The organism is Oleiphilus sp. HI0128 (assembly GCF_001635365.1).
In genome coordinates this window covers 1-11,424 of record NZ_LWGG01001493.1, presented here as the reverse complement: position 1 = coordinate 11,424, position 11,424 = coordinate 1, and the positions used below count along the sequence as shown (strand labels likewise).

The following is an 11,424-nucleotide window of genomic DNA, read 5'->3' as shown; positions in this document are numbered from 1 at the left end:
CTGACACCTTATGTATAAATAGACCTCAACATATGCAATTCTTGTGTTTACTATAGTGAGAAACGACCCGCTAGTTTGGTTTTGCTTCACCTGAAGGCATTTTCGTAGTTAACTAGAGAGATTAAATTAAGTGATTTATAGGCGTAAGCTTCAACTAACGCTTGGTGGAAAATTGATTAGGTACGAGTTCATGAACAGAAATGCAGTGATTATAATTTTGGTTATTTTTTCCATTTCAGCTGTCGCTTATGGCCATGGCGGGGCGACCGGTATTATTAAAGAGCGTATGGATTTAATGGATAATCTAAAAGGCGCTATGAAAGAGCTAAAACCGATTATGCGAGGGCAAAAAGAATACGACGCTGAAACTGTAAAGAGGAATGCGCTTCTGATCCGAGATCATTCTGGCGAGCATATGACAAAGCTTTTTCCCGATGGCAGTTTAAATATGCCTAGCGAGGCGACTGCTGAAATATGGAATGAGTGGGAGAATTTTCAGCGCTTAGCACGCAATCTAGAACGCTTAGGGCAGGCCTTGCACGATGGAGCTGCCAACAATCAGAATGTGGAACCAGAAAATGGTATGGGGAATACCATGATGGGTAATTCAAATCATATGTCCGGCCATAGCATGATGGGAGAATCGGGCCCTATGAATGGTCGCATGGGGGAGCAAATGAGAGGCCAGGGAATGATGGGTGCCCAAGGTCAAGCAGCAATGGGAGCGCAACGGGGGCTAGACAACATGAGTGATGAACACCTTGCTTCCAAACCGAGCGCTGGCTTGTTTCGTATGATTGGGCAGAGCTGTGCTTCGTGCCATAAAAAATACCGCATCGAGAAATGACAGGAATGCCTCGCCGCTACTACAGCTTTTGCTTACTTCTATTGCTTTTAGGGGGGGGGCTTCTATATAGGCTTTGGCTGCCCCTGTCTCCAAGTTTTAGTTCAGAAGGTATGAATGGAAATACAGCTCGTGGCGCATACTTGGCGCGAATATCAGGGTGTATAGCTTGTCATACTGATATCGATTCCGGCGGTAAATTCTTAGCAGGAGGAAAACCTTTAACCACGCCTTTCGGTGATTTTCGTGCGCCAAACCTAACTTCAGACCCGAAACATGGTATTGGGGCGTGGACATTTCAACAATTTTCGACAGCACTAAGAGAAGGTATTTCACCTGAAGGAAAGCCGTATTATCCGGCTTTTCCATACACGTTTTACGAGAAGTTTTCTGATCAAGATGTAGCCGATTTATGGGTGGCGTTTCAAACCGTACCGCCAGTCGCTGAACCAGACCCCGAGCAGTCTATAAGGTTTCCATTCAATTTTCGTGAAGGTTTAAAGCTATGGCGAGCCATGTTTTTTAGCCCATCTGCTTCAGTGGCGAATTCAGCGTCAGTCGATCAGCTCAATCGAGGAAAATTCCTGGTTGAGGTAGCCGCACACTGCGGCGCTTGCCATACACCAAGGAATCTTTTTGGCGCTTTGAACAGTCAAGAGACTTTTGCTGGTGGTTATGATGCTAACAACAATAAGGTTCCTGCTATCACGGCGGCTAATCTAAAGGAAAATGGCTGGACTGAGGATGATCTTGCCTACGCCTTACAGACCGGAATCAAACATGATGGCGATGTGTTTGGCGGCAGTATGAGTGAGGTAGTAGAGCATAGCACCGGATACATGAGCTGGAACGACTTAAAGGCTGTCGCACAATATTTATTAACACCTTAGAAGCCTTTGGTGCCTGATAGTACGGAAGACTTCTCCTTGAGGCTGACCCTCTCTTTTGGTATGAATATTATCTCTTACTACGTTTATTTTTAAATATTCCTTCATGAATAATTGATAGTATCGAAATGAATCCGTCATTATAATCCATTGATCCCAAATATGTGGCTCGTTCATGCGCACTATTTTGACAAGCAAAATCTGGCAACTTTTCTTAGCGATTGCATTTCTGACAATGCAGTCTGCTTCGGCGCATATTCATTTGGCATCCAGCCATAATCATGACGGGGCGGGCCATTCCCACGCACAAGTAGCACATTCGCACAATGTTGCGTCTCATCATGCTGATGCTTTTGATCAAAATAGTCACACGAACCAGGTCGTCGAGCTAAGCCAAGACTGGATCGTTAAATATGTAAAGTGGCTCAATGACCTAGAGCCTCAAGCAGTCTTAGTCACTAGTTTTTCGTGCGATGAACAGAAAAACGTCACTCAGTTCTATTTTGACAAGTCCTTTGCATATCGCAGCTTCCATTTTCGCTCTAATGTTAAGGCTAGAGCACCGCCAAAATTATTTCCCTCTCTCGTTTAAAACATAAAATTTTACTAGCGTAAGCTAGAACTTATTATTGAGGTAAATAATGTTATCCGTATTTAAAAAATGCCGATGGCCCATCGCCGTTGGTTTCTATTTTATCTGTAGCGTCGTTTTCGGGCATGGCATGTCCGAAGCAGATAAGGCAAAAGCCTTAGAAGCAACTAACTGGGATTTTATTGAGTTAGGCGCAAGCCACATGGTCACCGGTTATGACCATTTACTCTTTCTTTTTGGGGTTGTTTTCTTTCTGACTCGATTTAATGACATTGTTAAGTTTGTCACTGCTTTTACAATTGGTCATTCGATCACGCTGCTTTTTGCAACGCTTTATCAGATCCAAGCAAATTACTATCTTGTAGATGCAGTCATTGCGTTGACCGTCATATACAAAGGTTTTGATAATCTGGGTGGGTTTAAGAAGTATTTAAACATCGCTTCTCCGAATCTGCTTTTGATTGTCTTCGTTTTTGGTTTGATTCATGGCTTTGGTCTTTCAACCCGCCTACAAATGCTCCCGTTATCTGAAGAAGGGTTAGTGCTTAAAATTCTTTCGTTCAACTTAGGTGTAGAACTTGGTCAAATTGCCGCATTGACTGTCATGCTTGGTTTATTGGCTATTTGGCGCAAAACCAAGTCATTTAAAAACTTCAGTAATGCAGCGAATGTTTTTCTAATATCGCTTGGTGTTTTGCTGCTGTTGCAGCAATTGCATGGATACTCGCACACCTCCCACCCAGATGATTTCGGCTTTAGCACCGACAACCATCTACATGAACACGAGAAAATGTCTAGTGACATGGAGAGTGAAATAGAGAGCGAAATGACGAATCAAAGACCGAGAACTTCTCACGACTCAATTGACTAAAACGACAATAATTTAAAGAGGAATATTTATGAAATACTTAATTAGCGCTCCATTGATCTTAGTTATGTTTCTATTCGGGCAAACTGCATTGGCAGGACCAGGAAGTGGTCATTCCCACGGGCATCAACATAAACCTATCACTAGTGAGCAAGCTATCAATAAAGCAACAAAGCATGTCTGGAAGTTGGCCAAGAAGGGCAAAATTGACGCATCTTGGTCTAGCGTAACTTCTAAATCAGTCGAGGAAAAATCATTCGGACATGGCCCAGAATGGGTCGTTACATTTGAGAATGAGTCCATCGAAGACCCTAAAAAGCAAACGCTTTACGTTTTCTTTACGATCAACGGAAAGTACTTGGCTTCTAACTTTACGGGGCAGTAAGGCCTAACGGGAGGTGTTCGCACCTCCCTTCCTATATTTTGCTTATGTCCAGTTTGAGGCCATCTTCTCTTGAAAAACGACCTTGCTTCCAAGAATCTTAATTGTTCAAATCTGAATAAGTCTCGTGAAGAGCTTTAAATAACCTGCTTGAGTGTGCGATACCTAGAGGTTTTATTGATCCAGAGTGGGCTAAGAGTGGGGGGGAATACCTATCTGGCTTGTCATAATAGCTTTGATTTAGGGTAGGGCCGTTTAGAATGATCTAGCGGATATAGTGTCTATAGAGCTTTGAGAAAAATATGTGGTTAAATGTGACTTTATGCCTCAGCGCTATGTCTGAATGGTAGAGTAAGGACAGTATCACAGAGCCTTATAAACTGAATTTCAATTTTTAATCGAGTATCTACTATGAAAAGTTGTAGCACCTTTAAGCAGCCCGGTTGAGTAGTGTTGAGTTTGGCCCCTGAAATATGGGGCTTTTTTTTGCGTTAAGGTTAGGTGCTAATGATCCTTTATTTGGGGTCGTCAATATTATTATCTAATAAGATCAGAGTTTTACAGATACCAACGGAATAAAATGTCTGATATTCTTATAGAAGCTCAAAAGGAAGGGTTTCTCCCAGAAACTCAAGTGGCATTGGGCACTAGCGAAGAAACGATCGAATGTGAAGGTTGTTATTCGCAGGTACAAGAAAGGGATTTAAAAGGCGGGGAGGCATGTCCTTACTGTTCTCTCGTGATTGCATAAAGTGCGAAAGAACATTTCCTAGCTTTGATCAAGTCTATAAAGGTCACCTAACAAAGACCCTCTGATTTGTAAATCCCTTTTGATGCTGAAATATAATCTATTTTCACTATTCAGGGGATAAAGGAATGCAAAATACGGCTATAAAAGTTATATCAACGTGCTTAGTTACTGGAACTCTAATTGGCTGTAATGGAGGTGGAAGTGGTGGCGGTGGAGCTGCCCCTGGAACTAATGGTGGTCAAGGCGGTGGAGTAGGGCCTGAGTTAGTAATCGAGTTTAGAGAGGCACCTCTAGACCCAAAGGTTTTTAATCTGCTTTCAAATGATAGAAGTACAGAAAATCACTTTAACCCTGAAGAAAAGTTAAGCATAACTTGGATGACAACGGTTAAATATTCGGATGACACTACGTTAGGTGTTAATCAAAGAGAGCTTTACCAAGCAAAGGTCTATCTGAGTGATAATGATATTATTGAGATTGATAATGATCTGGAGTTGTTCACTATCCAGTGTTCTTTCCCAATGGCATTGGGAGCAGATTATGGGTGTAGTGAATTCGCTTCATTTGAAAGTGTATATGCAAAGGATAATTTGAACCAATTTTCTACAACAAGTATTCCTTTAAATAAGCCTGAAGGTATCCAAAATCATGTTGTCGATGCAACGGATTTTCTGGATATTATTCCAAAAGATGCCAATGTTATAATAGAGACCTGCTTGATATCTGAGCCTGACAATTGTGCAGAGGCATCTGTTGCAATTGAGTTATACTAGCCAAACATCCCTGATGCATAATAGAAAAAAAATGAAGGCAGTTTTTTTGAAAAGACCTATAGAGATTCCTTTCTGTGAAGACATAGATGGTTTAACCGATGCTGTAGAACTCATGCTGGACCTAGTTCAAACCAACATTGATAAAAGGGTTCATCCTGGATATAGACGCTGTTTTCGAATATGCGCAAGATGGTTTTACTCTGGTTACCTTTAACCTTTTAGTTAAGAATCTCAATAAAACGCTTTCCGATCAGGCAAGGGCAGTCACTCAAACTTTCACTGTGCATTAATTTAACCTGGTCAGCTGTCTGGAACCCGTGTCTTCTGCGTCGAAATTAGATCATTATAGAGAGCTCGCGGGACCAATTATTCATGCAGTTATCCTCGAAACGGGGAAAAATGATGTGAAGCTGATACGGAAAAAACTAAACCAGGCTTACCCATTTGAAGCTAGGTGTGGACAGGCTTATCGAGCCTGGTTATCAGAAGTACATTCCCAACTTGGCTTTACCTTACGAAGAAAAAACAGTTCAGAAAAACAATTAGACCTGTTCGATCAACCTTAATTATTCTTCTTCGACGGCCTCTAGAACGGATTCAACAGAAGCTGTAGCTAAGCCATCAACATTGACTGAGAAGTTGGGTTTCCCTAGTGAAAGCGCTGCCCCTATAAAAGTATTCCCAATCGCGGTCAATTTCTCTTCATGATCCTCAACACCTAACTGATCACACAAATCAGCCACACCATTAGCAAACTCTTGCAGTTTATCTTCTGTCAGACCTGTCATAGATATTCCTTTAGTACGATTCTGAATCAATGGCAACAGCGATACAGAATATGGAGGAAGTGAAGGAAAGTAATGACGGTATTCTTGCCATGATGAATGTCATTACGGATATCGCTGAGCAGACCAATCTTCTTGCACTTAATGCTGCAATTGAAGCGGCCCGTGCAGGGGATCAAGGTAGAGGATTTGCTGTCGTGGCTGATGAGGTTAGGACACTGTCCAAAAAAAGCAACGAATCAGCTCAGAAGATTAGAACTTTGTTAGACAAAGCGAGTTCTGATGTCAAAGCGGGTGCTGAAGCAGTCAATATGTCGGGCTCCGCGCTAGATAAAGTCGTCATTTCGGTAAAACAGGCGGCGGGGAATATTTCTACCGTCTCAGATTCAATGAGCAAGCAACGTACGCAGATTGAAGAGATTGTTCTGGAGAGTAAGAATGTTGAAGATATTAGTCGAACAAACGCCGACGCGGGGCAAACTTTGATGGATGCAAGTCAGGGGCTTTCAGAATTAGCGCACGAGTTATCAATCATGGCAAAAGATATGAACACCCTAGTAAGAAGCGCGTAGTGATCGCAGCTAATATTGAACACAGTTGAGCACGGTGACTAGTACAATCGGTATCCAACCAAGCTTGTCATCCGCTGAAAACATATTGACATTAAGAACGCCATCGACAGACCGGGTTCAACATTGATGAACCCGTCTATCTCGCTTTACTTAACCTGATACGAACTGAGGGGCGAAGCCTATGCTCCAGATGACGACTGTACCGACTCTTGTTGCTACAAGGTAAACGAGAGCGACAGTCAAGATAGCGCCGCTAAACAACAATGCGCGTTCTTTGCTAATACCCATGACAATCGGTAAACCGTCGTAGATCAAGAATCCTGCATATACTGCCGCTATAAGATATACAGCCATGTTGAAAATAGGTTCAGGGTTTAAAAGGGCGATACCAGCCAAAAAAAGTGGCGTACAAGAATAGGCTGCCAAGGCGATACCGTTTGCTGCATATTCATCATGTTTGCCTCCATAGGTTTTAGACATCCAATCGATTGCCCAGCCAAGCCCAAATACACCAATAAGCATTGCGATGTAGGTGATTATGTTGAGTTGCAAAGCGCTCTGGGTCGTCAGTTTAGTGATTTGCCCATCGCCAACTTGCCAACCAAACTGTGTCGTCGATATATAGGCGCATATTGGGCTAATCATTGCTAGAACGGCAATGTATGCAACATAAATTCTTCCCGGATTACTATGTTCTTTGCGGATCGATTCCCATTCTTCATCAGGGTGAGTGAACATTCCAAAAGCATGATTCAGTAACATTGTATTTCCCCATATTTTCCAAAAGAATATTTGCTTGATAGTAGACTTGAAATTTGCCTTTCTCATCGATCCGTTACGCTAGGAATCAATTAATGGATCACTCGGTTTTTTGCTCGTCTTTGTTCGGTATCTCTATTACTCGTGTATGATTGGCCAGTCGGCAGCATCGCGAGAGTCTAAATTTGGATCCGTTTCAGCTCCCCAGCGTTTTTGATACAAACCGTCAGGGTCATAGAGTCTCGACTGCTTTTCAAGATCGAAGTGGCGCCCTCCTCTTGGGTCAACCCCCACGCCTGCAATGTATTGCCAATTGCCCCAATTTACTGCCAAGTCAAAGTCAATGAGACAGTACTCAAACCAAGCTGCTCCATAGCGCCAGTCCACGCTCAATTCATTAACCAAACAACTGGCTGCGATTTGTCGGCCTCTGTTTGATAGATACCCCGTGTTTTTTAGTTCCTTCATGCAGGCATTGACAATCTTGAAAGGCGTTTCGCCTTCACACCATTTACTGAAGCGTTCAGGGTAGAAACTAGTAAGCGGGGGTGACTTTTTGGATCCTTGGAAACTAAATAGTTGGTCTCCTTTTAGAAAGTGCCACCATTGGAAATATTCTCTCCACAATAGCTCGACATATAGCCAACGAGATGAATCGTTAGACCCGTTTTCCTGTTCGTATTCAAGCAATTTCTTGATGACCTGGCGTGGAGATAGACAGCCGCTACTTAACCAGGGTGATATTTTGCTGCTGTTGGTCCAGCCGGATAATTCATTCCTTACTGTCTTGTAGCGACGGGGCGCATCACTGGAGAAATACTCGAACAGATGGCCAAACGCTTCGCGTTCACCACCGGTAAAGCGGAGCGAAGTCGTATTCACAGGAAGCCAATCAGGAATCTTCTCTGCTTCCAACATATCTATCTTAGGCATGATTGGCAGGAATTTGGGGGCAGGAAGGGGGTCAGGGACACCTTGATTTTCAATTGATTTCCTGAAGCGTGAGTATGTTTGGGGTAACTGAGAGACCTTAAACGGTAGTTCTAACTCATTGAAGATCGTGTATTGTTCATATTCTATTACCGCAGCCTCGGAGCATTTCCTGCGAATCGCTTTAAGGATGTGCCGCTCATAAGAACCGGAAGACTGAGTCAATACGAGGTCACTAAAGCCGTAATTATTGATAAGGTTGGATATCAGCTCAGTTGTATCACCATATAAAACAATCAGCTCTTGGTCATATCGTGCGAGGTTTTGTTTTAAATCCTGAATGCATTCCAAGGTGAACTGCCAGCGATGTTTGCTGATGGAAGGTTGCTGCCATAGCTTCTGCTGAAACCATCTAGGGTCTACGACATAGATGCACAGTAGGCGATCGGCGCTTTTTATGGCGTGCAGCGCCTGGTTGTCATGAATTCGCAGGTCTCGAGTAAACCAGTATAGAACTCTTCGTTGTTTAATGAGCATATGGATTCCGTAGTGCGCTGAGGGTGTTTCAGGCACTTACGAAGCAGGTTTCATTTTGGATCAGTGCATGGGGTGATCCATTGACGCGTTGATGCGTATAAGCTTTTAAATGCTCGGTGTGGTCTTGGGGCACATTCTAATTTTAGGAGTTGGGAACTTGGAACAGCATATTGAACCAAAGGTAGTCATGCTGGCAGCTGAATGCATTCGGCAAAAAGGAAGCATGGAGGGAGGCAAGCTTATTTATCAGCAAATTAGCCTCGAACTGAGTTATGACGGTTACACGATTATGCTCAGTGACCACAAAGTTAAGCTAACTCTCTTTTTTCACAACAAGATGAAAATTGAGTGCGCTCAAAACAGGGATCTGGAGAGTTTTTACGAAAAGTTGAAAAATATTGCACGCACTGTTTTCTAGCAATGGCCAACGAGAGAGAAATCATGAGTTTGAAAACCAAGCGTCTAAGGCTTGTTTTGGGGGATCAATTAAATAGCCGTCACTCTTGGTTCAAGGAATCTGATCCTGACACCTTGTACATTTTGGCTGAACTGACGCAGGAAACTAACTACGTAAAGCATCATGTTCAAAAAGTTTGTGCTTTCTTTGCCGCGATGGAGGATTTTGCGGAGAATCTAAGACAGGCAGGACATAGGGTAAAGTACTTCAATTTGGACGAAAGCTCGGGATATAAAGATTTGCCAGCATTGCTTTCATCTGTCATTGAACGCTGCGCTTGTCAGGTATTTGAATATCAGCAACCTGATGAATATCGACTGCATGTTCAACTACGTGAATTTACTCGAGACTTGGAGATCACCTCCCGACTCTATGAAACCGAGCATTTTTTTCTTGAGCACAACGAACTACCTCTATGGTTCGAAGGTGGCAGACATCATCGAATGGAAGGTTTCTATCGTAAAATGCGTAAACGCTTCAGTGTCTTGATGGAAGGAGGCAGCCCTTTAGGTGGAAAGTGGAATCACGATGAGGACAATCGTCATGCGCTCAAAAAGAAAGACTTAGCTGATATTCCCCAGCCACTGGTGTTTGAAAATGACGTAAGTGTCATTCTAAAACGGTTGAACGATCATGAGATTGTCAGTTTCGGTAATGCGAACATTAAGCTAGTTTGGCCGATTAACCATCGACAAGCGATGGCTCAACTTCAATACTTTTGCCAAGTATGCCTCCCGAAATTCGGCTACTTTCAAGACGCGATGACCTGCAATTCTCCTCACTCCTGGAGCCTATATCACTCACGGCTGAGTTTTGCTTTGAATGCCAAGATTATTAGCCCTGATGAGGTGATCGATGTCGCCATTGAAACATACTATCAACAGCAATCTAGTATTTCGATTTCGCAGATCGAAGGCTTTGTTCGTCAGATTCTTGGCTGGCGAGAATATGTTAGAGGAATGTACTGGGCCAATATGCCGGATTATACGGAACAGAATCGATTGAATGCGAGTAGACCTTTGCCAAGTTGGTTTTGGACTGGTGAAACCAAGATGGCGTGTATGAAGGAGAGTATCAAACAGTCTTTAGAGTATGCTTATGCCCACCATATTCAGCGCTTAATGATAACAGGTAACTTCTCTTTGCTGGCTGGTCTTCATCCCGATGAGGTAGATGATTGGTATTTAGGGATTTATATCGATGCCTTACAGTGGGTTGAGCTACCCAATACTCGAGGGATGGCCTTGTTTGCTGATGGGGGGTGGATCGCCACAAAACCCTATGCTGCGAGCGGCAACTATATCAACAAGATGAGTGACTACTGTAAGAGTTGTCATTATAAGGTTAAAGAGAAGGTAACGCCCGACGCCTGTCCATTCAATGCTCTTTACTGGGATTTTTTTGGAAGGCATGAAGAACGCTTGGCCGACAATCAAAGGTTATCTTTTATCGCCAAGCAGTGGGCTAAAAAATCTGATCAAGAAAAGCAGCTCATTCACGAGAGAGCGCTGACATTGCTAGACAATATTGAAACGATCTAAATAGAGCTAGATCTATAAACTGGTATCAACAATAAAACAGTTCGAACGCTGCCAGTGCCTAATGAACGGTTTTACTCAGACTTGGAGTTAATCTGCCACATGAACAAAAATAAGCGTTGTATCGCAATATCCTTGACCTTTGCCGGAGCACTCCCTTTTTACTTGATCCCAAGTATGTATCTGTTCCTTTCTGATATGCACGAGACTAATTTGAACTTGGCTTTGCGTATATATGCCGCTGTGATCATCTCTTTCCTGGCGGGCATTCATTGGGGATTGTTTCTGCTTCGTGATGCATCCATCAATCTCTTCTTGCACAGTAATTTTGTCACTCTTCTAGCTTGGTTAGCAGCGTCTTGTGAGTCGATTTATAGTTCGCTCGTGTTCGCCTTCTGTTTTATCTATTTGCTGGTGATTGATCGAAAGCTATTTGAGGAAGAGGTGTTGGAGTCTTGGTTCATGAGGTTGAGATTGGTGATAACGCTTGTCGTTCTCGTTTCCTTGGTTTTTTCTGCAATGGTGTTTGACTGGTGAAACGAGTCAAGCAGAATGTGTTCTGCGCAACTAAATCAGGACACTTTTCTTAAAGAGTTTTCGTACTCGATTGGCGACATATCTTCGTTAGAAGTATGGAGCCGCTCTAAGTTGTAATAACGCATGTAGTCAGCCACATCATTTCTCATATGCTCTCTCGTTGGCTGGGGCACTTTCAAAACCCAGTCATGCTTTAAGCTTCCAAAGAACCG

The 11,424-nt window shown here is 43.0% G+C and carries 14 protein-coding genes; 10 read left to right on the top strand and 4 right to left on the bottom strand.

Annotated elements, in window-relative coordinates; translation table 11 throughout:
* The first annotated feature begins 190 nt into the window (after positions 1-190).
* From A3763_RS24660 to A3763_RS24630, 6 genes are all read left to right on the top strand, one after another.
* A complete protein-coding gene (locus A3763_RS24660; RefSeq protein WP_068509435.1) occupies positions 191-847 on the top strand; it encodes a cytochrome c in 657 nt (218 codons plus the stop codon).
* A gap of 110 nt (positions 848-957) precedes the next feature.
* The gene (locus tag A3763_RS24655) at positions 958-1,734 is read left to right on the top strand and encodes a cytochrome c (RefSeq protein ID WP_231872315.1); all 777 of its coding nucleotides are present in this window, start codon (positions 958-960) and stop codon (positions 1,732-1,734) included.
* Between the two features lie 172 nt (positions 1,735-1,906).
* Complete coding sequence (locus A3763_RS24645; RefSeq protein ID WP_068634087.1) at positions 1,907-2,323, top strand: hypothetical protein; 417 nt, start codon at positions 1,907-1,909, stop codon at positions 2,321-2,323.
* Positions 2,324-2,372: 49 nt separating this feature from the next.
* Entirely contained in the window at positions 2,373-3,194 is an 822-nt protein-coding gene (locus tag A3763_RS24640) for a HupE/UreJ family protein (protein WP_068633491.1), read from the top strand.
* Positions 3,195-3,222: 28 nt separating this feature from the next.
* The gene (locus A3763_RS24635) at positions 3,223-3,576 is read left to right on the top strand and encodes a DUF6488 family protein (protein WP_068510782.1); all 354 of its coding nucleotides are present in this window, start codon (positions 3,223-3,225) and stop codon (positions 3,574-3,576) included.
* An 873-nt stretch (positions 3,577-4,449) separates the two neighbouring features.
* Positions 4,450-5,097 carry a hypothetical protein gene (locus A3763_RS24630; protein WP_068507266.1) on the top strand — a complete coding sequence of 216 codons (648 nt, stop codon included), beginning with the start codon at positions 4,450-4,452 and terminating at the stop codon, positions 5,095-5,097.
* Positions 5,098-5,663: 566 nt separating this feature from the next.
* Here the strand turns inward: A3763_RS24630 and A3763_RS24620 are convergent.
* Entirely contained in the window at positions 5,664-5,885 is a 222-nt protein-coding gene (locus A3763_RS24620) for a hypothetical protein (RefSeq protein ID WP_068634429.1), read from the bottom strand.
* 29 nt (positions 5,886-5,914) lie between these two features.
* Here A3763_RS24620 and A3763_RS24615 point away from each other — a divergent pair, with 29 nt between their 5' ends.
* Positions 5,915-6,454 (top strand): methyl-accepting chemotaxis protein, encoded by a 540-nt coding sequence (locus A3763_RS24615; RefSeq protein ID WP_082865156.1) that lies wholly within the window; start codon positions 5,915-5,917, stop codon positions 6,452-6,454.
* A gap of 150 nt (positions 6,455-6,604) precedes the next feature.
* On the opposite strand, the gene A3763_RS24610 is transcribed toward A3763_RS24615, so the two are convergent.
* Positions 6,605-7,216 carry a Yip1 family protein gene (locus A3763_RS24610; RefSeq protein ID WP_068508355.1) on the bottom strand — a complete coding sequence of 204 codons (612 nt, stop codon included), beginning with the start codon at positions 7,214-7,216 and terminating at the stop codon, positions 6,605-6,607.
* A gap of 135 nt (positions 7,217-7,351) precedes the next feature.
* Positions 7,352-8,680, bottom strand: coding sequence for a DASH family cryptochrome (locus A3763_RS24605; RefSeq protein ID WP_068508348.1), 1,329 nt, complete (start codon positions 8,678-8,680; stop codon positions 7,352-7,354).
* A gap of 157 nt (positions 8,681-8,837) precedes the next feature.
* Here A3763_RS24605 and A3763_RS24600 point away from each other — a divergent pair, with 157 nt between their 5' ends.
* From A3763_RS24600 to A3763_RS24590, 3 genes are all read left to right on the top strand, one after another.
* Entirely contained in the window at positions 8,838-9,098 is a 261-nt protein-coding gene (locus tag A3763_RS24600) for a DUF3081 family protein (RefSeq protein WP_197469968.1), read from the top strand.
* A 23-nt stretch (positions 9,099-9,121) separates the two neighbouring features.
* Entirely contained in the window at positions 9,122-10,678 is a 1,557-nt protein-coding gene (locus A3763_RS24595) for a cryptochrome/photolyase family protein (RefSeq protein ID WP_068634428.1), read from the top strand.
* Positions 10,679-10,777: 99 nt separating this feature from the next.
* Positions 10,778-11,212 carry a DUF3429 domain-containing protein gene (locus A3763_RS24590; protein ID WP_068508353.1) on the top strand — a complete coding sequence of 145 codons (435 nt, stop codon included), beginning with the start codon at positions 10,778-10,780 and terminating at the stop codon, positions 11,210-11,212.
* 35 nt (positions 11,213-11,247) lie between these two features.
* Here A3763_RS24590 and A3763_RS24585 read toward each other — a convergent pair.
* A partial coding sequence (locus A3763_RS24585; RefSeq protein WP_156495314.1) for an IS3 family transposase occupies positions 11,248-11,424 on the bottom strand: 177 nt, incomplete at its 5' end.